Here is a 23,987-nt window from a genome sequence, read left to right as displayed (position 1 = left end):
ATGAACAATATATATTTAATTACAAAGCGAGAATTTTTTACGCAGGTAAAGAAAAAATCATTCATTCTTCTTACTTTACTGGCTCCGCTTATGATCATCGGATTTGGTGCCGTGATTGGACTGATGTTTAAAGCCAACGAGTCGCACAATATCATTGAAGTGGTTGACAACAGCGGTTTGTTCCAAGGTCAGCTTAAATCGAATGATAAACTGGAATATGTTTTCGTTCCTGTCGCTGATGAAAATTCAAAAATCAAAAACCTTAAAGGGAATGAATCTTTAGATGGAATTTTGATCTTGCCTCAGATCGCAGGTCAGAATTTTGATGATTTAGAAAAAAATACAAGATTAGTAGTCAATACCAAGATTGGTCTTGATACCAAGCAGCGCATTATCTCTGATATTAGCAATGTGATTAGAAAAGAAAAAATTAAGCAGCTAGGTATTGCAGAATCTCAGCTCAATAATCTTGACAGGAATTTTGAACTGAAAACAATCAACGTTTCAGAAGATAATAAAGAAGACTCGGACCTTGCTTTTGGGGTGAAAACCGGATTAAGTTTAGGTTTAATGTACGTTACCTTTATGTTTATCATTATTTATGGAGTACGGGTGATGAGAAGTGTGCTGGAGGAAAAAAACAACCGTGTGGTTGAAATCATTATCTCTTCCGTTAAGCCTTTCGAGCTGATGATGGGAAAGATTCTTGGAGTAACAATGGTTGCGTTAACCCAGTTTATTGTCTGGATATCTATGTCTGTAATTGGGGCATTAATCTTGAATACCGGATTTTCGTCTGTTCAGAAAAATATTCCTGGAGGAGATGAAGGCATTTTAAATAAATTGGATATTTTACAAATATTTACACAGATTTCTCACAGTTTACTGGATTTAAATTTCCCTTTAATCATCTTTGTATTTATTGTATTCTTCCTTTTAGGCTATATCTTTTACAGCTCGATCTACGCAGCTATAGGGTCAGCAGTGGATAACGAAACAGAAACGCAACAGTTTACTTTATTTGCTATTTTGCCTCTGACTTTAGGCATGTATGGAAGCTTTTCTCTGATGAATAACCCTGACGGACCTTTAGGATTCTGGTTATCTATTATTCCTTTCACCTCGCCTGTTGCGATGATTGCGAGAATACCCTACGGTGTTCCGGCGTGGGAGATTGCTTTATCCATTTTCTTATTACTGGCAACGACTATTTTTATGATTTTCTTAGCAGGAAAGATTTACAGAGTAGGAATTTTGATGTATGGAAATAAGGCTACGATGAAGGAGATCTGGAAGTGGATTAGGAGCTAATTTGCACTACGCTACTGATCATTTTAATTACTGTTTATTTACAAACTTTAGCCAAATAGAATGAAAACAATCGTTCGACAATTAAGGGAAGAAAAAAAGCTTACCCAATCTGAACTTGCAGAAAAATCAGGACTTTCTCTAAGAACGATACAGAGAATAGAAGCCGGAAATATTCCCAAAGGTTTTACTTTTAAGACTCTTGCGTTAAGCCTACAAACAGAGCCTGAGAACCTATTTATAACAGAAGAACACATCAGTACTGACAGAGCAAAATTGATTAATCTTTCCGCTTTATCTGGTCTTATTATTCCTTTTGGCGGGATCATTTTCCCTCTAATTTTAACATTGAAAACAAAAGATAAGAAGAATAAAGAGCTCGGGGAAAATATTTTATGTGTACAAATTCTTGCAGCATTAGTGATATCTGTTTCCATGATTATAAGTCCATTTATTCAAAAAATTCTGTCAGTAGAATTTCCTATTTTCATTATACCATTACTTCTATTTATCATTCTAAAACTGTTCATTATCATTAAAAACGGTATTAGTCTTAATACGAAAAACGAATTATCTATAAAGCTGAAAATCAATTTCATATAATTACAGTCATAATATTGACGCAATATTGTCGTATCCCTTTTATATCTAAATTGATATTAAAAACCGAATCTTGTACAAAAAAATAAAATGAAAATTTTTAAGAAAATAATGTTTTCCTTTTTGTCGGTTTTAGTCATTTCTTTAGTGGGAGGCTATTTATATTTTGATAAAAAATTTACTCCTGAAAAAAATTATCTAACCTTACAGAATGAAAGTGGAAAAATCATTATAAAATGGTTAGGAACCGATAAGAATGCAGTTCTACTTCCCATTCGTTTTTCTGAGTCTGATACATTTTATATGCAATTTGATACCGGCTCACCAAACACGGTATTTTACTCTAACTCAATTAAGGCGATAAAAGAAATCAGTGTGAAAAATAATCGGGCTAAATCTTGTTTTAATATTGGAAATACTAAAGTTTCATCAGATAAATTCATCATCATTGATGGTATTAAGCAAGAAAAAACCGACTCTCTGAAAATAATTGGTACAATTGGCGCTGATATTTTAGAAGACAGAAAAACACTTATTAATTTTAATGAAAACTATGTTACTTTAAATATATCTAAAGAACCCATTAACTTTAGAGAGAGTCTTATCGATTTTAAGTTTAAAAAGAGAAAAGTTATTCTCGAAGGGTTTTTAAAAGATAAGAAAGAAAAGTTTCTTTATGATTCAGGGACAAGCGCTTACGAACTACTAACCAATAAAAACTTTTGGACACAACTGAAATCTAGTAATTCTAATGTAGTTGAAAAGAAAGAGCGTTCATGGGATAATATACTAACTAGTTACACCGCAAAAAGTAGAAATTCCATACTATTTAAGAACCATCCAATTCCTTTGAATGAGGTTACCTATGTGGAGGGATTTTCAAAAAGTCAATATCTCATGATGAAATTTTCGGGAATGACAGGTATGCTGGGAAATAAAATATTTATAAAAAGCTCTATCTACATTGATTGTAGAAAACAGAAAATTGCCATTCAGTAAAATAACAATTTTAAATTTAATAAAAATCCCGAAGCTAGTAAGTTCCGGGATTCTATATGTTTTAAATGAAAAATTTTTAATCGAAAATATAGCTTAAGCTTACGCTAAGAACCTGCTCAGATTTCTTTTTGGCCGTATTCGGGTCTTTTGTGAAATCTTCGATCAGATTCGGGTACGTATTTGAAACACCGAAGTCATATTTTACAGCTAATTCAAGTTGTCTTTTATAGCTATACCCAATTCCCAAACCGACTGCGAAGTTGAAGCTGTTTGCTTTCCCGCTGATTTGTGGATAATTAGGAACCGTTACATCCGGATCGTAATAAGGTCTTCCTGCAGGGACGTTTTTAACATTCTGGCTCAATAAAAAATTAAACCTTGGTCCGATCATTCCAAAAAATTCTGATTCTGCTTCAGAAAAATATCCTTTGAAATAAATGGGAACGCTTAAATAATTATTGGCATAGACTGCATTATAACCGTCAGCGCTTTTGGCATCTTTATCTTTTCCTGATTCTCCGGCACCATAATAAGTAACCTCAGGTTGAAGATAAAACTGATTAGCACCACCTATAGGAATTAAAGCTAACGCACCACCCTGAAAAGCAAATCTTGCTCCTGAAGGATTATGTGCATTTTTAACTCTTGAATAGTTTCCACCAGCGGTAACCCCAAATCTTGTACTACTGAAGTCGATTTGTGCAAAAGACAGAGTAGAAAGTGCTAAAGCTGATGTTAATAAAAATTTTTTCATATGTACATTGTATTTGTTCTTAATGGTTATCCCGACCAGTGTCGGGACAAGTAATGTAATCGCCTACCCAAAGTTAATGCGTAGCCTCAATCAGGGAAGGCGATTTCATTATATTCAGTTTTTGATTATCCTAAAACTTTAGCAACAGTAACACCGATGTCAGCAGGGGAATCTACTACATTGATACCGTTTTCTCTCATAATCTCCATTTTAGCCTGAGCTGTATCTTCGTCACCTCCAACAATAGCACCTGCGTGGCCCATTGTTCTACCTTTAGGAGCAGTTTGACCAGCGATAAACCCAACAACAGGTTTTGTAGAACCGCTCGCTTTATACCATCTTGCAGCTTCAGCTTCAAGACCACCACCGATTTCACCGATCATTACAACCGCTTCAGTTTCCGGGTCATTGATGAACAATTCCAGAGCTTCTCTTGTCGTAGTTCCAATGATTGGGTCACCACCGATTCCGATTGCTGTAGAAACACCGAAACCAGCTTTTACCACCTGATCAGCAGCTTCATAAGTAAGCGTTCCAGATTTTGAAACGATTCCAACTTTTCCTTTTTTGAAAACGAAACCTGGCATAATACCAATTTTAGCTTCATCAGAAGTGATGATTCCAGGACAGTTTGGCCCGATCAATCTGCATTCTTTATCAGCGATATAAGATTTTACTTTTACCATGTCTGCAACAGGAATACCTTCTGTAATACATACGATTACTTTAATACCCGCTTCAGCAGCTTCCATGATCGCATCTGCAGCAAATGCAGGTGGTACAAAAATGATACTGACGTTAGCTCCAGCTTTTGCCACAGCGTCAGCAACAGTATTAAATACCGGCTTCCCTAAGTGCTCGCTACCTCCTTTTCCTGGAGTAACACCACCTACTACGTTGGTTCCGTATTCGATCATCTGACCAGCGTGGAAAGTACCTTCGTTACCTGTAAAACCTTGTACAATTACTTTAGAATCTTTGTTTACTAAAATTGACATTTTATTGTTGTTTTAATTTATTTTTTATCTAATTCTTAATGCTCACAAAAATAGCGATTATTTGCCGTAAAAAAAAAGTTTGATTCCGATTTATTCGTCATATTTCTTTAATAAATTGTGCAAATACATATCATTAAATTTATCATAAATAATATTCTCGATAAGCGGCGCTCGGCATGCCTTATCACTCATTGATGACTTCAATCTTTCTCTATTGCTCACAAATCAGCCGAACTTTTGTACCATCCCATTGTTCTAAAATATCTGACGCTTTACAGAACCATGATGACAAGTAGCAAAATAACTTCTATACCATTAAATTTCTCCGTCATGGAACAGCTCTACCCATATCTCCTGAAAATCAGGGTTGTGCACGAAAATTCTATTTTTATTAAGTGATGATCGAAAAGGAATAAAAAGAAAGCTTAGCTTACTCAATTATAAATTTCTAAGCTTCACTTCTTTTTTAAGATACGTTTTATAGTCTTCGGCAAACATCCCGATGTAGGTACCTTTTTTAAGATCTCTGTTGACTCCGGTTTTGCCTAGTAAGACAGAGCCGCTTTCGATATTGTTCCCTGAAGCGATGCCGACCTGACCCCATAAGGTTACCTCATCACCGATTATGCAGCAGCCTGCAATACCGACCTGAGAAGCAATTAAACACTTTTTACCAATGACAGTATCGTGACCAATCTGAATCTGATTGTCCAGCACTGAACCCTCGCCAATGATCGTAGAATCTGTAACTCCTCTGTCAATTGTACAGCCATTTCCGATTTCTACATTATTTTCGATGATCACGTTTCCTACGGAGATCAAACGGTCAAAATTTCCATCTAATTTTCTGTAATAAAATGCGTCTCCACCCAAAACGGTATTGGATTGTATGATAACATTATCACCAATCACCGTGCGGTCTCCGATGACAACATTCGGGAAAATAATTGTGTTTTTTCCGATGGTAATGTTGTTGCCAAGAACTGCGGATGGATGAATTTTTGTCCCCTCACCTATTTCCACATCATGCAGTGTTTCTGTGAAATTATATATTTTGGTGAAATGGGTATTGATTTTATTGAAATCTCCGAATGGATCGTCAGAAATTAAAAGTGCCTTACCTTCAGGGCATTCCACTTCTTTATCAATTAAGATGATGGTGGCAGGAGAATTTAAAGCTTTTTCGTAGTATTTCGGATGATTGACAAATACAATTTCACCGGATTTTACTCTGTGAATTTCGTTGGTACCAAAAACCTGAAAATCTTCGGAACCCACAAATTTTGCTCCGATAAGATCTGCAATTGTTTTTAATTTTTGTGGCTGATGAAACGTCATATGTTTTAATGATGTTTTTTTAGTTTAATCAACCCTGTCTGGAATTCATACGCAGACAAGATTTATTTTTCGGTCTGAATCGCAGCCCGACCTGAGTGGAGCTCTTTTTTATTTTTATAAAAAGTAAAAAAAGCGGGAACGGAGGGCGGAAATTGCTGCCATAAAAAATCAGCAAATAGAAGTCGCTAAAATGCTGTTAAAATAAGAAAGCTGGAAAACTAACGCTTCCAGCTTTATATTACTTTGAATATTTATTCTTTTACTCTTTCTAAGTAAGAACCGTCTTCTGTGCTCACTTTAATTTTGTCTCCAGCTTCAATGAACAGAGGAACCATTACTCTTGCTCCTGTCTCAACGATAGCGTTTTTCAAAGCGTTGGTCGCTGTATTTCCTTTTACACCCGGATCAGCTTCTACAACCTCTAAGTAAACAGACTGAGGAAGTTCTGCAGAAAGCGGAGTTTCATCAGCTTCTTTCAAAATGATCGTTACTTCTTCACCTGCTTTCATCAGGTTTGAGTTTTCAATCATTTCTTTGTCTAAATATAATTGAGAGAAATCTTCGTTATTCATGAAGTGGAAACCATTCTCATCATCATAAAGATACTGGAATTTTCTTGTAATAACTTTTACCTCATCAATTTTGTGACCTGCAGAAAAAGTATTATCAATTACTTTACCGTTGGTTACTGATTTTAATTTTGTTCTTACGAAAGCTGGACCTTTACCCGGTTTTACGTGAAGAAATTCGATTACTTTAAAAATATCATTGCTGTATTCTATGCAAAGACCTTTTTTGATATCGTTACTTGTTGCCATTTATTTATAGTATGTTTTTTTTATTTTGATTTGTAAACGGGAATAGACATTAATGTTCTGACCTGAGTATTGATGATATTTAATCTAGGTTTTAATAACGACCAAGGATGGGAGTTATCACCATAACGACCTCCATTTATATTATCAAAGTTATTATTGTTAATTAATAACTGATTGGTATTATAGTGGACTTCCGATTTTAAACTTAAATCTGTACCAGATCTGACATATGTCTTTTTGGAATAGTCTAAAATTGAATTTACATTTTTTACCGCTAAAGAATCTTTCGTAATCAATTCCAAATTTTTTTTCTGCTGCCCAAAAGCAAATGCCGAAAAAGCTGTAAAAATCAAGATTAGAGTTTTCATTATTGTAATTTTAAATTATTCTTTCCCCGTTCCGTACCCTTTAACGATACCTCTAGGAGAATTTTGAATGAACTGTAGAATTTCATCTCTTTCAGCTGTTGGAAGCATTTCTTTTTCGATGTGAGAAACGGCCTGAGAAACATTCATTTTCATCTGAAAAATCGCTCTGTAAATTTTTTGAATTTCAAAGATTTTATCATTGGTAAAACCTCTTCTTCTTAAACCGACAGAATTGATTCCCGCATAAGACATAGGCTCGCGCGCTACTTTTACATACGGCGGAATATCTTTTCTCACCAAAGTTCCTCCTGAAATCATCACATGCTTCCCAATTTTTCCAAACTGGTGAACAGCACTTAAGCCACCCATCACCGTAAAATCACCAATCTCCACATGCCCTGCAATACCGCAACCGTTAACGATGATTACGTGATCACCCAATACACAGTCATGCGCAATATGAGAAGTCGCCATTATCAGACAGTTGCTGCCAATCTTAGTGTAACCTAAAGCTTTTGTACCTCTGTTTACAGTGACACATTCTCTGATGGTTGTATCATCACCAATAATGGTCTGAGTATCTTCACCATCAAATTTCAGATCCTGAGGAATTGCGGAAATTACTGTACCAGGGAAAATCCTGCAGTTTTTCCCGATTCTTGCACCATCCATGATCGTCACGTTAGATCCAATCCAGGTACCTTCACCTATTTCCACATCACCTGCAATGGTAGTAAAAGGCTCTACAATTACATTTTTACTGATTTTTGCACGTTTATCAACGGCGGCTAATTGATGAATCATTTACTCAACTTTATTTTTTGCAACCTGAGCCATTAGCTCAGCTTCTACTGCTATCGTGTCACCAACATATCCGTAACCCTGCATGTGCACGATCCCTCTTCTTATTGGTTCAATCAATTCAATTTTGAAAATCATCGTGTCCCCAGGAACTACTTTTCTTTTGAATTTCACTTTATCCATTTTGATAAAGTAGGTAGAATAGTTTTCAGGATCCGGCACACTTGCCAACACCAAAATACCACCCGTCTGTGCCATCGCTTCAACCTGTAAAACTCCCGGCATTACCGGCTCTTTCGGAAAGTGACCTACGAAGAAAGGCTCATTCATCGTCACATTCTTTAGACCAACCACATGAGAATCTGACAGTTCAAGAATCTTGTCAATCAACAAAAACGGTGGTCTGTGAGGCATCAACCTCATAATTCCGTTGATGTCAAAAACCGGTTCTTTATTTAAGTCAAAATCAGGAACGTTTTTCTTTTTCTGCAATTTCCAATGACGGTTCAGTTTTTTAGCAAACTGTGTATTTACAAAATGTCCCGGCTTATTGGCAATTATCTTACCTTTAATTTTAACTCCACATAAAGCTAAATCACCGATTACATCAAGTAATTTGTGTCTTGCAGCTTCGTTGGGATAGTTTAGAGTTAAATTATCAAGAATACCGTTTGGTCTGATCGCAACGTGATCTTTACCGAAGGCTTTCTTTAATTTTTCTGTTGTTTCTGCAGTGAGATCTTTATCAACATACACGATGGCATTAGAAATATCTCCACCTTTGATCAAACCGTGATCTAAAAGCATTTCTAATTCATGTAAAAAGCTGAATGTTCTTGCTGAAGAAATTTCTTCTTTAAACTCTGAAATATTTTTTAAAGTAGCATTTTGAGTTCCTAAAACTTTAGTCCCAAAATCTACCATTGTTGTAATTTCGTAATTATCTGAAGGGATAATGGTAATCTCTGAACCGGTAGCAGGATCGCTGTAGCTTAAAACTTCTTTTACAACCAGATATTCTCTGGCAAGTTTCTGTTCTACAATCCCTACGCTTTCGATTGCTTCTACGAAAAACTTAGAAGAACCATCTAGAATTGGTGGTTCTGAAGCATCCATCTCCAAATAAGCATTGTCGATGTCGCAACCTACCAATGCTGCTAAAAGATGCTCGCAAGTGTTGATTTTAACGCCTAACTTTTCAAGAGTTGTTCCTCTTTCTGTTGCTACAACGTAGTTTACATCAGCTTCAACCTGAGGATGACCCTCAAGATCTGTTCTTACGAAGATGAAACCTGTATTTTCTTTAGCAGGTTTGATGGTCAATTTTACTTCTTTACCAGTATGAAGGCCAATTCCGGAAAGAGTAACCTCTTCCTGAAGTGTTTTTTGCATATCACTCATTAGTTTGATCTTTTGAGTTATTCTCAAGATTATTTATTCTTTTTACGAGTTCAGGAAGATTCCTGAAATGAACGTAACTTCTAAGATAGTCGTTATAGCTGATCGCCGGCGAACCGTAAACTGTTTCTTTATCGTTCACATGAGAATTCACACCACTCTGTGCCTGAATTTTCACCTGACTTCCAATTTTTATGTGTCCTACGATGCCCACCTGTCCACCGATCTGGTTCCAGTCACCTACAATTGTAGATCCTGCGATACCTGTCTGTGAAGCGATCACGTTGTTCTGTCCGATTTTCACGTTATGGGCAATCTGAATCAGATTATCGATTTTTGTTCCTTTCCCGATTACTGTTGAACCGATTGTTGCTCTGTCAATGCTACAGTTTGAACCGATTTCAACGTCATCCTCAATAATCACATTACCCAGTTGAGGAATTTTTTTGAATCCTTCAGGCGTAGGCTGAAAACCGAAACCGTCGCCACCAATCACAGTATTGGAATGAATGACGCAGTTATCTCCGATAATGCAGTAATCATAAATTCTGGCACCACTGTCAATCTTACAATTCTTACCGATTTTTACTCCTTTTCCGATATACACCTGAGGATAAATCTGTGATCCTTCCCCAATTTTGGCTTTCTCAGAAACATACGTGAACGCCCCTACATATGCTTTATCACCCACCACAGCAGTTTCGTGAATAGAAGCACCGTCTTCAACGCCTTCTTTTCTTCCCTGCATTTCCTGATATAAATTCATCAGAACCTGAAAAGAAAGATAGGCATCTTTTACAGCAATAATGGTTTGATTGTAACTGTCTTTGGTTAAAATATTTTCCGAAACTATCAGAACGGAACAATTTGAAGTATCTAAATGGTGCGAAAAACGCTCTTGGGCAATAAAAGAAAGATGCCCGGTTTCCCCACTTTCAATAGGTGAAACTCCTGTTATAAGCGCGTTTTCATCACCTATAATTTTTCCGTCAATAAAACTCGCAATTTGCGAAGCTGTGAATTCCATATTCTGCAAAGATAACAAATTCTATTATTCACCAACATTTTTTAGTTTGAGGAATATAGATTTTAATATTCTTTAAGAAAACCAAACTCCCTAACGTCTGGGAAAAGTGAGAATATAGCGTGTCGTTTTATTGGTGATCAATCCAGATAAAAGCTGATCTTCCGACTCGTCAAGTCTGAGAATTTGTCCACTTTTCTGCAATAAATAAATAGGCTGTTTGTCTGTATTGTAGGGCAGCAGCGTTCTTTCAATCTCGTGTACAAGTTCGTGAGCGTTATCTATTCCTAAAAATTCGTTGGTACTTTTTATTTTTTCTTCAACAAATTTCGGATCAAAGGGCTGTGACGAAATGATTGTTTTCGGAAGGTTTCTCTGGATAACACACTGACACCAATACGAGAGAATAAAGTCGTCTGAACCCTGCCATAATTTCATCGCATGAATAATATCATTATCATCCATTTGAGTAAATCTTTGCACATCTTCATCGGTTTCTTCACTTTTTCCGCGATTCAGAAAGTACTTTAAATTCTCAGTTGCCGGTAAATCTACTCCCTGCGAAGCCAAATATTTCGCTCTTTGTAAAATTTTCACCAGAATAAATTCCGCCAAAGCCGATGTTTTGTGATAGTACACCTGCCAGTACATGAACATTCTTGCGGTCAGAAAGTTTTCAATTGAATATACACCTTTTGCGTCAATCACCAATTCGTCTTCACAAACATTCATCATCGAAATGATTCTCTGGGTATTTACATTTCCCTCAGAAACTCCGGTAAAAAAACTGTCTCTTTTCAAATAATCCAGACGGTCAACATCTAACTGCGAGCTGATCAACTGATTAAAAAACTTTCGGTGATATTTTCCCTGAAACATTTCGATTGCCGTTGAAAGTTGCCCGTTAAATTCGTCATTCAATCTGTTCATTAATAATAAAGAAAGATTTTCGTGGTGCCAGTCATCCATCAGCATATTTTCCAGCGCATGTGAAAACGGGCCGTGCCCAATATCATGCATCAGAATGGCCAACATAGCACCTTTCTCCTCCTCTTCAGAAATCTGAATTCCTTTCTGCTTTAAAGTTTCCAATGCAGTAAACATCAGATGCATTGCTCCTAAGGCATGATGAAATCTTGTATGCGTTGCTCCTGGAAAGATTAAATTCAAAAGTCCGGTCTGCGAGATTCTTCTTAACCTCTGAAAATAAGGATGTTCTATAATATCGAATAAAATTTCGTGAGGAATTTTAATAAAACCGTGAACAGGATCGTTGATAATTTTAAGCTTATTCTGCATAGAAATATACTGTGAGAGATGCAAAATTAAGGTATTAAACTCAATTCAAAGAAAATTGCAAAATTTAATCGAATGAATTTTTATTCATAATGCTTTAAATACTCAAGTTTTTGAAGTATCTTCATACCACATATTATAAATTTAAAAGCTGTAAATCTTTAACTAAGATTTAACTTTTGAACGTCTCAATTTGGCTTTTATAAAAGGCCTTTGGTCGCAATTTTGATACAATAACCATAGAAAAATTAAACTTTTATGTCAGAAAAGATATTATGGATCGATGATGAAATAGATTTACTCAAACCTCATATCGTATTTTTAGAAAAGAAGGGTTACCATGTAACTCCAGTGAATAATGTGAACGAGGCTTTAGAATTGATAGATTCAGAAAAATTTGCATTGACGCTTATTGACGAAAACATGCCCGGGATTTCCGGACTTGAAGCGATACCAATGATTAAGGAGAAAGACAGTTCCCTGAAAATCGTTATGGTTACAAAAAGTGAAGAGGAGCACATTATGGAAGAAGCAATCGGTTCTCAGATCGCAGATTATATCCTGAAGCCGGTAAACCCAAATCAAATCTTATTATCATTAAAGAAAAATCTTCAGCAGGACAATCTTGTAGAGCAGAAGACGATTCTTCAATATCAGCAGGAATTCAGAAATCTGTCTATGGAACTTTCTTATCTCAGAACGTATCAGGATTGGGCAGAATACTATAAAAAGATCGTCAACTGGGAACTGAAATTTGATAAAGTTGCCGACAACGAATTTGCAGATCTGCTGCAGTCTCAAAAAGAGGAAGCTAACATTCAGTTCGCTAAATTTATCGAAAACAATTATGAAGACTGGTTGAATGGAAATGACAAACCATTAATGAGCCATACATTGTTCAGAGATAAAGTAAAACCTGAAGTTGACAAGGATAAGGTTCTTCTCCTGATGGTTGATAATTTAAGATATGATCAGTGGAAAGTAATAGAACCTCTGTTCACTAAATATTACAATAAAGTTTCAGAAGATTATTATTACAGTATTCTTCCAACAGCAACTCAGTATGCAAGAAATTCATTTTTTGCAGGAATGCTTCCCTCAGAAATTGAGAAACGTTTTCCAGATAAATGGTTTAACGATAATGAAGAAGGAAATAAAAATGAGTACGAGCGTGATTTCTTAGAAGATCAAATGAAAAGAATTGGTTTAAATTCTAAATCAATGAAATATCTAAAAGTGCTGAATGCTGATTTTGAGAAAAAAATCTACGAAGATTTTAATCAGCATAAGAATAATGATCTTTTAGTTATCGTTTACAATTTTATTGATATTCTGTCTCATGCAAAAACAGATAACCATATTGTTGACCAATTAATCAGGGATGATAAGACTTTCCGTTCCCTGACTTCAAACTGGTTTGAGAATTCATCTTTAATTAAGATTATCAAACTGGCTGCGGAAAGCGGTTATAAACTCGTCATTACAACGGATCATGGCACTGTTTACGTTAAAAAACCAAGCCGTGTGGTGGGTGACAGAGAAACGTCAACCAACATCCGTTACAAAACCGGAAAAAGTTTAACGTACGATGATAAAGATGTTTGGGCAGTCACTAACCCTGAAAAGATATTTTTGCCGAAAGGGAATTTAAGTTCGAAATATATTTTTGCCAAGAACAATATCTTTTTAGCATACCCAAAAAATTACAATCATTTTGTAAATTATTATAAAGAGACTTACCAACATGGTGGAATTTCTCTCGAGGAATGTATAATTCCAATCAGTATTTTAGAACCTAAATAGTTTTTTTCATAGTTATTATTTTGGGCTCGGGCGGAAAAAATCTAAGATTTTTTCCGCCCGATTTTTTGTATTTTAGTACACGAATGCGAAATCACGTTTTACAATGACAGATCACGAAACTATATTACAAAAGCACAACATTCTTCTGCAGGTACAGGAACTGATTCGGCAGGACAAAATGATTGAGGCGATCAAAACAGTAAGAGATGCAACAGGATTAGGTCTGAAAGAATCGAAAGAACTAGTGGATAATCTCTTGAATAAAGATTTCAACATTAATAGTAGTTTTGGAAAAACCAATCTCGATCTTCATGAAGAAATTTCAGGCAGCAAAAGTTTAGAGGAAAACATTCGTCAGCTTCTGCAGCAAAATAAAAAACTGGAAGCCGTGAAACTGGTTTGTGACACTACGGATATGGATCTGCTGAATGCCAAAAACTTTGTGGAAAGTTTTGAAAATGGCGAAAGAAGTTTCAATCCTGGATCAATGACTCGATTCGATCACATTAGTGTGCATATGACCAATGTAAACGGTATCGTTACCGTAAAAATGAAAGAGGGCAACAACGCCGAGAAAATAGTTTATCCGAATGATCCCGATTGGGAAAAATCAAAAAAGATGCTTGGTAATAAGCCGGAACTTCTCAAATATGAAGCTGATTTTCTGGATGGAAAATATCCAACTTCTAACAGGCAAAGCACACTATATGTAGAAAGCAGCTCGTCGGGAAAATGGATTTTATTTTTCATCGTATTTTGCATGATTATGTTAGTTCTCTATTTTTTCTATTTTAAAACTGAAATATAAAACCGCATCAGCAATTTGATTATTTAACTGAATATGAAATTAATTACCTACAACGTCAACGGCATCAGAGCCGCTTTTACAAAAGATTTCCTGGGCTGGCTGAAAACCGCTGACCCCGATATTATCTGTATACAGGAAAGCAAAGCCGGAAACGATCAAATAGACATTGAAAGCCTTGAAAAAATAGGATATCACAGTTACTGGCATTCGGCTGTAAGAAAAGGTTACAGCGGCGTCGGAATCGCTTCGAAAACAAAACCTCATCATGTAGAGTACGGTTGCGGAATTGAAAGCTATGATAACGAAGGCAGAATCATTCGTGCGGATTTTGATGGATATTCTGTAATATCAGTATATGTGCCGTCTGCATCCAACATCGAAAGGCTGGAATTTAAAATGCAGTTCTGTCATGACTTTTTAGAGTACATAAAAAATTTAAAGAAAGAAATCCCGAATCTCATTATTTCGGGAGATTTTAATATCTGCCATGAAGCGATTGACATCCACAATCCGGTCGGTTTGAAAAACACTTCAGGCTTTCTACCGATGGAGCGAGAATGGATGACCGATTTTATTAATGAATGCGAACTGATAGACAGTTTCAGGTATTTTAATAACGAACCGGATCATTATACCTGGTGGAGCTACCGACAGAATTCCAGAGCCAATAATAAAGGATGGAGACTGGATTATAATTTCGCCTCATATTCTTTGAAGGATAAACTTACCAGAGCAGTGATATTAAAGGAAGCTGTGCATTCTGATCACTGTCCTGCACTGATCGAAGTGAATATTTAAAACAATAAAGCCAGCTGAATCAGCTGGCTTTATTTTAATTTTAAGAATCGTATTAAATTTAATCGACAATTTCGTACTCTACCGGGATAATACCTTTCTGTGTTCCCCCGATTTCATCGAACGCTGCTTTAGACATATCTAAAGCTCTTGAAGAATGAAAAGGCCCTCTATCATTAATCGTTACAATTACCTCTTCTCCATTGTTCAGATTGGTTACCTTAATTTCGGTTCCAAAAGGAAGCGTTCTGTGTGCTGCAGTTAGTTTTGAATTATTAAAAACTTCTCCGCTTGCTGTTTTTTTACCATTAAACTTGTCGTGGTAATACGACGCATAACTTGTTTTCTTCGCATCTTCGGCATTATTCTTGAAAGAATAAACACCTAGTGTTGAAATCATCATTATGATTACGAGAATGAATCTTTTCATCATTTTGAATTATTTTATTGTTTGACAGGGCAAAAGTATACTGAAACTTTTTACTCACCTATTCTAAACGTTAACAAGTCTTAATTAAAAGTTAAAATTATCTTAATCAAAGCTGTAACTTCCTATTATCAGGGGTTTTAAGTAGCTATGTTAAAAAACGTTAAAAAAAACACCTAAAAGTTAATGGATTTAACTGCTTTAAGGCTGTTTAAAGACGTATATTGTTTTTAATTATTTGATAATGAATATATTAAAAATCACAAATTTTTATAAAATCAATACATATTTTCTCAAAATCTAAACTTTTCTTTCTTTAGAAAAACATCATTGATGAATTTAATAGGTAGACAAAACCATTCATTTTGTTTTGATTATTCCTGTCTCAATCTTTGTGAAAGGTAATTTGTTTTAATCTAAACGACGTTTCTATATTTATCATTATCAAATCAAGAATGCCATGAAACTTTATCAAAAAATAAAACCAATGATTAATCATTGGTTTTATTCTATTTCTTTTTATTCTTTAAAGAAGTTCGCCATACAGATCAAACTCCTCAGCAGAAGTAATCTTTACATTGGCAAAGTCACCTATTGAGATATATGTATTTTCGGCAGGTACCAAAACGGTGTTATCAACATCCGGAGAATCATACTCTGTTCTTCCAACGAAATAATTTCCTTCTTTTCTGTCGAAAACACATTTATAAACCTGTCCGATCTTCGTTTGGTTTTTCTCCCAAGAAATCTGCGACTGAAGTTCCATAATCTCCTCTACTCTGGCTTCTTTCACTTCCTGTGGAATGTCGTCTTCCAAAACATAAGCTCCTGTATTTTCTTCATGAGAATAGGTAAAACATCCCAATCTGTCAAATTTCTGCTCTCTTACCCAATCCTTAAGCTCCTGAAATCTCTCTTCAGTTTCACCTGGATAACCAACGATTAATGTAGTCCTGATCGCCATATCTGGAACTTTTTCTCTGAACTTATCTAACAGAGCATTTGTTTTCTCATGTGTGGTTCCACGCTTCATCGATTTCAATAAATCTGAATTGATATGCTGAAGCGGAATATCTATATAGTTACATACTTTTGGCTCCTCTCTGATAATATCTAAAACATCTTCCGGGAAACCGCTTGGGAAAGCATAGTGAAGACGAATCCAATCAATTCCATCAACTTTCACCAGTTCTTTCAGAAGTTCTGCCAATGCTCTTTTCTTATAAATATCTAAACCGTAGTAAGTCAAATCCTGAGCAATTAAGATCAATTCTTTAACTCCAACCTTCGCCAGTTTCTGAGCTTCCTTCACCAATTTTTCAATCGGTGTAGAAACGTGGCCACCTCTCATTAATGGAATTGCACAGAAAGAACACGGTCTGTCGCAACCTTCAGAAATTTTAAGGTAGGCATAATGCTTTGGTGTCGTCGTCAAACGTTCTCCTACCAATTCATGTTTGTAGTCGGCGCCTAAATGCTTAAGTAATATAGGTAAATCTCTGGTTCCAAAATATTGGTCAACATCCGGAATTTCTTTGATCAAATCTGGCTTATATCTTTCTGAAAGACAACCTGTAACAAAAACCTTCTCAACTTCTCCTCTGTTCTTAGCTTCTACATAGTCAAGAATAGTATTAATAGACTCTTCCTTTGCGTTATCAATAAATCCGCAGGTGTTGATCACCACAATATCTCCTCTGTCTTCATGCACCACCTCTTTGCCATTGGCTTTAAGCTGACTCATCAAAACTTCTGAATCGTAAACGTTCTTGGAACAACCAAGGGTTACAATATTTATTTTCTTCTTTCCTACAGATTTTGTACGCATCTTTCTATTTTGAGTGTGCAAAGATACAAAATATAAATCTGTATCCTGAACATATTAAAACCACTTATAAATAAGTGGTTACAGTTTTCATCTGAGGAATTTACTTACGCAATAATTTGCCTGATGAATATGTTTTCGATAAATACTGATAGCTAGTACGCCTGTTCGTCTCCTTTTAATATATTGTATAGAGTTAAAAAGATAATTTTTATATCTAAAAAAAATGACCAATTCTGAATGTACCAAATATCTTTCTCAATACGTCTCTCCATATCTTGATGAGAAAATATCTCTCCTCTCGAACCCATTACCTGTGCCCAACCTGTGATTCCAGGTTTCACGATATGTCTGGTCATATATTTTTTGGTGATTTTAGAATACATCTCGGTCTGTGAAACCATATGCGGTCTGGGCCCGACGATGGACATCTCACCAAGAAAAACATTAATAAACTGTGGCAGCTCATCGATGCTGGTCTTTCTCATAAATGCACCAAATTTTGTCACTCTCGGATCGTTTTTCGATGCAGTTTCAAGATCAGCATTTTTATTGACTGCCATACTTCTGAATTTAATGCAATTGAATGTCTCATTATTAAGTCCGGATCTTTTTTGGAGAAAAAATACAGAGGTGTTACTCTCGAGTTTAATAATAAGTGCAATTACAGGTATGAGCCACGATAAAAGAAATATCATCACAAAAAGTGAAAACCCGACATCGAATGAACGTTTTAAAATTTGCTTTTTTGGATTTGACAGAGGCTCTCGCAATAATTTAAGAAAAGGAACCTCATGGATAACATCTAAATAATACGGTCCTAAATTGACGTATTTAAAACCAGGAACCATATAGATTCTTATCATCTTATGTTCAGCTACATCTACAATTTTCTTGTACAGTTCGACATCAATATTATCATCACAAAAAATAATACTGCTGATTTTGGTGTTTTCTAAATCGTCAAATAACTGATCAATTCCACCCAAATATTTATTTTTTGTTTCGGTAGTGTCCTGCGTGTAAGATCCTCTGATCCCCATTAATCTCCTCAAATTCTGATTAGACAGTAACGACGTTGCCAAACTGTTTTCGCCAACGAGAACGGTATTAAAGTAAAGTGACTTCTGTCCTAATTTAAATCTGATTTTTTTTCGAAATAAAAAGAGAAGAAATCTTGTTAAAGTCATAAAAAACCCGACCAGAAGAAAGTAAACAATCATGTTTCTATAATCAATCTCGACAGAGAAAATCAGGTTGAGATAAACTAAAGAAGTAATGATCAATAATATAAATGACTTCGTCAATGCATTGAAATGCAGCGACGATTCGTTAATTGTAAGGCTTTTATAAGGTTTTGTAATAATGGTTATGACTAACCATGAGATATTGAGAAGAATGAAATGGGCTTTAAAATCCTGTGCATAATCTCTGTCATTAAATTCAAAAAAATACAGTTTACCGACAAAGAAAAAAAGATTGATGATAATATAATCTCCTATCAAAAAAATTTTGGGTAAATGTTTTAACAAATAAACTAACATAAATACTGCAATTATCGCTCTTATTTTGAATTTACCACATAAGATCAATTAAGACTAAAAATTAGGATTATCAACCGTTATCAGATTCCGAATGTATTAAAAATTTTTTAAATGAAATGCAGGTAAAACTTTATCTTTATCCGAGAGAAGGATATCATCTGCGGGCAGCTGCCAATCTATATTAAGATCTGTATCATTCCAAACCACGCCACCTTCAGATTCTTTATCGTAAAAATTATCACATTTATAAGAAAATACGGCCGTTTCGCTGAGAACAGAAAAGCCATGCCCAAAACCTCTCGGAACATACAGCTGCAGCTTATTCTCATCTGTCAGTTCTATGGAAAACCATTTCCCGAATGTTGGTGAGTCCTCTCTTAGATCAACTGCTACATCTAACACCTTCCCTTCTAAACAAGACACCAATTTAGCCTGAGCCTTATCTCCTTTTTGTAAGTGAAGACCTCTAAGCACACCATAGCTGGATTTTGAAATATTGTCCTGCACAAAATGACCATTCATTCCCGTCAACTGCCCGAATCTCTGTTCATTAAATTTCTCATAAAAATATCCTCTATCGTCCTCAAAAATGGTTGGCTCAATAATGTAACAGTCTTTAAGTGGTGTTTCTTTTATCTTCATAATCCTTATCTATATTATCTGATCACTATTTAATTCTCTTTAAAAATTACCTTTAGCTTCTTGCTGAAAATTTTTTATTCTTATTATCATAACTCAACAAACATTATCTTGATGCCTCCTGTAGTTTTGGTTACTGTTAATTTTTAAAAGTACAAAAGTAAATAATATAACTGGGCATCTTTATAAATCAAGATTTAATTTTTTTTATTATTTCGATAATATTTTTTTTAATTTTTTCCCATAATTTATTGATGGATTTTCGATAAATGCATAAGAATAATGAGAGAACAGTATTGTTATAATCAGAGTGATAATTAATTTTAAATATCCATTTAAAGGAATTTGAAAATCAATTTTTTGCAGTACGTAAATAATAATTGGATGAAAAAGATAGAGAGAATAGCTGATTTTTCCCAAATATTCTGTATAAAAATTACTAAGTCTGTATTTTCCAATTAAAAAAAACAGGGTGATTCCTGAAAAATATGTGATCGTATATTTGTACCAACTCTCATTGAAACCCATTTCCTTGTTATACCCTAAAACACAAATAATGGGAATCAAAATAAAATATAACAAGCAGTAAATTTTAGTCAATTTTTCAGCTTTCGGATTGTCAAATAAAGCTAATGTTCTGTAGTACGCTCCAAAAAACATAAGTGATAGAGATAACGGTATGGCAACTGGAAGTTTAATATCCAGTTCAAATCTGAAATAAGCCATAACTAAAGCTAAGAACAGAAAAACTAGGGAAAGCATAAATTCCTTTTTAATATTCCCAAGCCAGTTTAAAATAAAAACCAAGACAACCAGAAAATAAAAAATCATCTCAATTTGCAGTGTCCAGTATAATCCTATTATATTTTTGAAACCAAGAAATTGCTGAAGCATCGTAAAATTAACTATAAATTCAAGAGAGGAAACATTACCTATGATTAAATATCCCATGAGCACTGACAACCAATACACAGGATATAGCCTGAAAAATCTGGATATTATAAAACCTTTTATTGCTTTCGACTTATCCTCGCCCTTTATACTGAACGGAATTACAAAACCACTTATCAGAAAGAAAACTATAACCGCTATTTTACCCAGATCAAAATATTTTTCGAAAAAGAAATTGATCCCGCCCATGTATATATCTGTTGAACTGAAGGCAAGAACAGAATGAAAAATCAATACTGATAATGAAGCCATTCCCCGAGCAGAATCTAAATATTCAATTCTTTGTTTAATCATTTAATTAGTAGCGTTATTAGATTTATTTTTCAAAAATCATATAGTAAACAGTTTTAGGTTTCATAACAGGAATATTAAAAAAGATATTCTTAGACACTTTAACTGTTTTTGATAAAATTGGTAGTGGATTTACTAATTCCCTTTCCCCTGTATCCGGTATTTCAAAAATTTTAATTTTGACATTTTTTAGATTTTTTAAAAATTTAAGCGAGTTTGTATCATTTACCACCAAACCTGTATTGAGAATATTCTTTTCACTATTATTAGCTAAGACAATAGATACACTTTCAGTACTGTAGGATGCAAAACTTACGAGATTACTAAAGTTTGTCACCGATTTTACTCTATTCGTTGTACTTTGGACATAATATTTGTATCCCCACCAGGCAGCTCTTGGGCGTCCGTTTTGGTCTAATAAGCCATTGAGAGAATTTTCGCAGTTTGAAACACCATTACTTTCTGCCCAACAACCTTTGCAGGCTCCGTCAATATTATTTTCTTCCAAAATTTTAAATACCTGCAAGATTTCAGAAGGAGAAAATTGAATCCATTGATTGATAATTTCGTACAACATAATTTTATCAACCTTGACTTTAGGATATTTAGGTAATATAACATTTTTTAAACGATCCATATCTTTCTTCAGATCTTTCAGCTCTTCACCTGATCTCCATTCGTGCCAATTTAAAACATTAATGACAATTCCATTATCATTACAATATTTTAAAAAGCCTTCCATCTCCTTTTCGTTATAATGATCAAAAGACGGTCCTGTAATGATGGCATTTTTACCTCCAGGTTGTGATCTTATAAGGTCATTTGCTTTTTTAAAAATTTTATAAAATTCATCTTGATCAAAATCTCCAGAAGCTGCTTGGTGATAAGGTTCGTTCCAAATATCGTATATAACAGTAGTACCTAACTGACTGTATAAATCTTTTACCAAGCTTTCTAATTTGTCAGTCTTTAATGGATGAGGCCAATCTTTGTTATTTTTTTTTCCCGGGTAGCTATACAGATCACTAATAACGACCACAGGTGTTATATTGTATTTTCTAAGAAGCTTTATATCATCTGGTGATTTATAAAAAGTACCAATTCTCCAATATTTTGGTTTCAGTTGCTTTATACTTTCTTCTAATTTATTAATATTTGTATAATGCAAAAACCCAGAAAGAGATTTGACATTTTTCACAGGCTTTAAAAGACTGACATTCACTGATACTGACTCTATATTACTCTGGCATTGAATAAAAAGAGATAAAAATAAGAACAATAAGAGTGGATATTTCTTCCCTTTAATAAAACTAATATTGATCATAAAAGAGATTTTTCTACAATTAGTCTAAATTTATCATCGAATAATACAGAACTAAATCGCTCAGCATTTGCGGATGTAGTGAGTGAATTAAAAGTTTGTTCTAAACTTTCAAACTCTTCAACTGCTTTAATTAATGACTCCTCATTCTGCTCTTTAAAAAAGATGCCTGTCTCACCTTCTTTTACGGTTTCTAAAACACCCCCCCTGCCATATGCAATAACAGGAGTTCCTGCAGCCTGGGCTTCAATAGGTACTATTCCAAAATCTTCTTCTGCAGCAAAAACAAAAGCTCTTGCTCTCTGCATGTAATCTTTGAGAACCGGAAAAGATTGATATCCTAAGAGAATTATGTTTGATGTTGCTATTTTTTTTATCTTTTTGTAATCAGGTCCTGTACCAATGACGATTAATTTTTTATCAGGCATCATGGAAAACGCTTTAACAATTAAATCAATTTTTTTATATGGAACCATTCTCGAACATGTAAAATAAAAATTTTCTTTCTTATGAAAACATTCAAAATCTCCAGTATTAACAGGCGGATAAATTGTGACAGCTTCTCTGTTATACACTTTTTTAATTCTTTGCTTAATATACTCCGAATTGCTGACAAATTGATCTACTCTATTAAGCGATGCAATATCCCATATTCTTAGCTTGTGCAAAAAATATTTAACTATAAAACCTTTAATTCCTGTTTGTAATTTTGCTTCTTTTAAATATTGATAATGCAAATCCCAGGCGTATCTTACCGGTGAGTGGCAATAACAGATATGCTTTTGTCTTGAATGTGTAAGAACTCCTTTAGCAACACAGTATGATGAGCTTATTACAAGATCGTACGCTGACAAATCAAAAGTTTCTATGGCAAGTGAGAAAAACGGCAGATAATTTCTGTAATGTTTCTTTGAAAAGGGAAGATTTTGAATGAAAGACGCTTTTACTTTTGATTCTTTAATCTTCAATTCGTCTAAAACATTTTTGTCGTAAACAAGCGTGTAGATATCTGCATCAGGATAGAGATTATATATTTGCCTGAAGACTTTTTCAGCGCCACCTAATTCCGTAAGCCAGTCCTGAACAAGAGCCACTTTCATATTTTCTTTTTTAGAATTAAAAATTACTTTTTAATATTTAATTTAAATTTCAAACTAAATATACTGATGTTTATCAATATAATTATTCTTTTGTATATTTTAAAAAACAGGGACCTTTTGCTTCGAGATAATAAGTTTCCTAATTCGGTCACCGTAAAGTCTGATCTTCTATACAGCAAATAAGGCTCTTTTATAAATTGGACTTTTCCAGTTATTTCAGCCACGAAACCAATCCATATATCAAACCCTATTACTTTGTTTTTAGGAAATGGAAGAGAATTATTTAGAACTTTTTTATTAAATGCCATACAAGAACCATAATATGTGTTGCAAACCAGGTTTTTCAGTATTCCGCTTCCTGAATTATATATTGAAAAAAAAGATTCGTTAATGATGTTCAATTTTTCATCAGTTACCATTGAATTGGTTACAACCAAATCATTTGTTGATAACAAAGCAACAACTGCATTGTATTTTCCGGGTAACCATATATCATCCTGATCAGATAAAAAAATTAAATCGCCTGATATTTGGTTTAGAGAATTTTCAAAATTTGCTGTATATCCTTTTTCACCCTCATTGTAAAAAATTTTAATCCTATCATCATTAAAACTATTTACAATATTGATTGTCTCATCAGTAGAGTGATCATCAGAAATAATAACTTCATCATTTTGACCGATTTGATCTAAAATTGACTGAAGTTGTTCTGCAATATACTTTGCTCCATTGTAAGTTGCTATACAAATGCTAACTTTTACCATTAAACATTATTTTTATC

23 protein-coding genes are annotated in these 23,987 nt (G+C 34.4%); 6 read left to right on the top strand and 17 right to left on the bottom strand.

Annotated features, from left to right (window positions below):
- From OMO38_RS19400 to OMO38_RS19390, 3 genes are all read left to right on the top strand, one after another.
- The gene (locus tag OMO38_RS19400) at positions 1-1,311 is read left to right on the top strand and encodes an ABC transporter permease (protein ID WP_264751833.1); all 1,311 of its coding nucleotides are present in this window, start codon (positions 1-3) and stop codon (positions 1,309-1,311) included.
- Between the two features lie 60 nt (positions 1,312-1,371).
- Complete coding sequence (locus tag OMO38_RS19395) at positions 1,372-1,911, top strand: helix-turn-helix domain-containing protein (RefSeq protein WP_264751832.1); 540 nt, start codon at positions 1,372-1,374, stop codon at positions 1,909-1,911.
- A gap of 87 nt (positions 1,912-1,998) precedes the next feature.
- Complete coding sequence (locus OMO38_RS19390; protein ID WP_264751831.1) at positions 1,999-2,907, top strand: hypothetical protein; 909 nt, start codon at positions 1,999-2,001, stop codon at positions 2,905-2,907.
- A 76-nt stretch (positions 2,908-2,983) separates the two neighbouring features.
- Here OMO38_RS19390 and OMO38_RS19385 read toward each other — a convergent pair whose 3' ends face one another.
- From OMO38_RS19385 to OMO38_RS19345, 9 genes are all read right to left on the bottom strand, one after another.
- Positions 2,984-3,661 (bottom strand): porin family protein, encoded by a 678-nt coding sequence (locus tag OMO38_RS19385; RefSeq protein WP_264751830.1) that lies wholly within the window; start codon positions 3,659-3,661, stop codon positions 2,984-2,986.
- Positions 3,662-3,786: 125 nt separating this feature from the next.
- Positions 3,787-4,659, bottom strand: a complete 873-nt coding sequence (gene sucD, locus OMO38_RS19380; protein ID WP_264751829.1) for a succinate--CoA ligase subunit alpha — start codon at positions 4,657-4,659, stop codon at positions 3,787-3,789.
- A gap of 438 nt (positions 4,660-5,097) precedes the next feature.
- Complete coding sequence (locus OMO38_RS19375) at positions 5,098-5,997, bottom strand: UDP-3-O-(3-hydroxymyristoyl)glucosamine N-acyltransferase (RefSeq protein WP_264751828.1); 900 nt, start codon at positions 5,995-5,997, stop codon at positions 5,098-5,100.
- A 251-nt stretch (positions 5,998-6,248) separates the two neighbouring features.
- Complete coding sequence (gene efp / locus OMO38_RS19370; RefSeq protein WP_229985692.1) at positions 6,249-6,815, bottom strand: elongation factor P; 567 nt, start codon at positions 6,813-6,815, stop codon at positions 6,249-6,251.
- 20 nt (positions 6,816-6,835) lie between these two features.
- Positions 6,836-7,183 (bottom strand): hypothetical protein, encoded by a 348-nt coding sequence (locus OMO38_RS19365; RefSeq protein ID WP_264751827.1) that lies wholly within the window; start codon positions 7,181-7,183, stop codon positions 6,836-6,838.
- A 15-nt stretch (positions 7,184-7,198) separates the two neighbouring features.
- On the bottom strand, positions 7,199-7,987 hold the full coding sequence (gene lpxA, locus OMO38_RS19360) for an acyl-ACP--UDP-N-acetylglucosamine O-acyltransferase (protein ID WP_264751826.1): 789 nt from the start codon (positions 7,985-7,987) through the stop codon (positions 7,199-7,201).
- Positions 7,988-9,385 (bottom strand): bifunctional UDP-3-O-[3-hydroxymyristoyl] N-acetylglucosamine deacetylase/3-hydroxyacyl-ACP dehydratase, encoded by a 1,398-nt coding sequence (locus OMO38_RS19355; RefSeq protein WP_264751825.1) that lies wholly within the window; start codon positions 9,383-9,385, stop codon positions 7,988-7,990.
- Positions 9,378-10,409: a UDP-3-O-(3-hydroxymyristoyl)glucosamine N-acyltransferase gene (gene lpxD / locus OMO38_RS19350; RefSeq protein ID WP_264751824.1), complete on the bottom strand. Its 1,032-nt coding sequence runs from the start codon at positions 10,407-10,409 to the stop codon at positions 9,378-9,380. The genes OMO38_RS19355 and lpxD overlap by 8 nt, the downstream gene beginning before the upstream one ends.
- 90 nt (positions 10,410-10,499) lie before the next feature.
- A complete protein-coding gene (locus OMO38_RS19345) occupies positions 10,500-11,705 on the bottom strand; it encodes an HD domain-containing protein (RefSeq protein WP_264751823.1) in 1,206 nt (401 codons plus the stop codon).
- A 255-nt stretch (positions 11,706-11,960) separates the two neighbouring features.
- Here OMO38_RS19345 and porX point away from each other — a divergent pair, with 255 nt between their 5' ends.
- From porX to OMO38_RS19330, 3 genes are all read left to right on the top strand, one after another.
- Positions 11,961-13,505: a T9SS response regulator signal transducer PorX gene (gene porX, locus OMO38_RS19340; RefSeq protein ID WP_264751822.1), complete on the top strand. Its 1,545-nt coding sequence runs from the start codon at positions 11,961-11,963 to the stop codon at positions 13,503-13,505.
- Positions 13,506-13,608: 103 nt separating this feature from the next.
- Positions 13,609-14,313 carry a ribosomal protein L7/L12 gene (locus OMO38_RS19335; RefSeq protein WP_264751821.1) on the top strand — a complete coding sequence of 235 codons (705 nt, stop codon included), beginning with the start codon at positions 13,609-13,611 and terminating at the stop codon, positions 14,311-14,313.
- Positions 14,314-14,346: 33 nt separating this feature from the next.
- A complete protein-coding gene (locus tag OMO38_RS19330) occupies positions 14,347-15,111 on the top strand; it encodes an exodeoxyribonuclease III (RefSeq protein ID WP_264751820.1) in 765 nt (254 codons plus the stop codon).
- A gap of 58 nt (positions 15,112-15,169) precedes the next feature.
- Here the strand turns inward: OMO38_RS19330 and OMO38_RS19325 are convergent, their stop codons facing one another.
- From OMO38_RS19325 to OMO38_RS19290, 8 genes are all read right to left on the bottom strand, one after another.
- On the bottom strand, positions 15,170-15,541 hold the full coding sequence (locus OMO38_RS19325) for a septal ring lytic transglycosylase RlpA family protein (protein WP_263004180.1): 372 nt from the start codon (positions 15,539-15,541) through the stop codon (positions 15,170-15,172).
- Between the two features lie 520 nt (positions 15,542-16,061).
- Entirely contained in the window at positions 16,062-17,363 is a 1,302-nt protein-coding gene (gene rimO / locus OMO38_RS19320; RefSeq protein ID WP_264751819.1) for a 30S ribosomal protein S12 methylthiotransferase RimO, read from the bottom strand.
- Between the two features lie 152 nt (positions 17,364-17,515).
- A complete protein-coding gene (locus OMO38_RS19315; protein ID WP_264751818.1) occupies positions 17,516-18,865 on the bottom strand; it encodes an exopolysaccharide biosynthesis polyprenyl glycosylphosphotransferase in 1,350 nt (449 codons plus the stop codon).
- A gap of 135 nt (positions 18,866-19,000) precedes the next feature.
- Entirely contained in the window at positions 19,001-19,546 is a 546-nt protein-coding gene (gene rfbC / locus OMO38_RS19310; RefSeq protein ID WP_264751817.1) for a dTDP-4-dehydrorhamnose 3,5-epimerase, read from the bottom strand.
- A 207-nt stretch (positions 19,547-19,753) separates the two neighbouring features.
- Positions 19,754-20,788: an acyltransferase family protein gene (locus OMO38_RS19305; RefSeq protein WP_264751816.1), complete on the bottom strand. Its 1,035-nt coding sequence runs from the start codon at positions 20,786-20,788 to the stop codon at positions 19,754-19,756.
- Between the two features lie 22 nt (positions 20,789-20,810).
- Positions 20,811-22,109, bottom strand: a complete 1,299-nt coding sequence (locus OMO38_RS19300) for a hypothetical protein (RefSeq protein WP_264751815.1) — start codon at positions 22,107-22,109, stop codon at positions 20,811-20,813.
- Positions 22,106-23,206 (bottom strand): glycosyltransferase family 4 protein, encoded by a 1,101-nt coding sequence (locus OMO38_RS19295; protein WP_264751814.1) that lies wholly within the window; start codon positions 23,204-23,206, stop codon positions 22,106-22,108. Before OMO38_RS19295 ends, OMO38_RS19300 begins: the two co-directional genes overlap by 4 nt.
- A gap of 23 nt (positions 23,207-23,229) precedes the next feature.
- Positions 23,230-23,970 (bottom strand): glycosyltransferase, encoded by a 741-nt coding sequence (locus OMO38_RS19290; protein WP_264751813.1) that lies wholly within the window; start codon positions 23,968-23,970, stop codon positions 23,230-23,232.
- Between the last annotated feature and the right edge of the window lie 17 nt (positions 23,971-23,987).

Origin of the sequence: Chryseobacterium kimseyorum, from assembly GCF_025971945.1 — a bacterium.
GTDB classification, from domain to species: domain Bacteria; phylum Bacteroidota; class Bacteroidia; order Flavobacteriales; family Weeksellaceae; genus Chryseobacterium; species Chryseobacterium kimseyorum.
The sequence above is the reverse complement of the archived record's forward strand: the minus strand, read 5'-3'. Positions and strand labels throughout refer to the sequence as shown.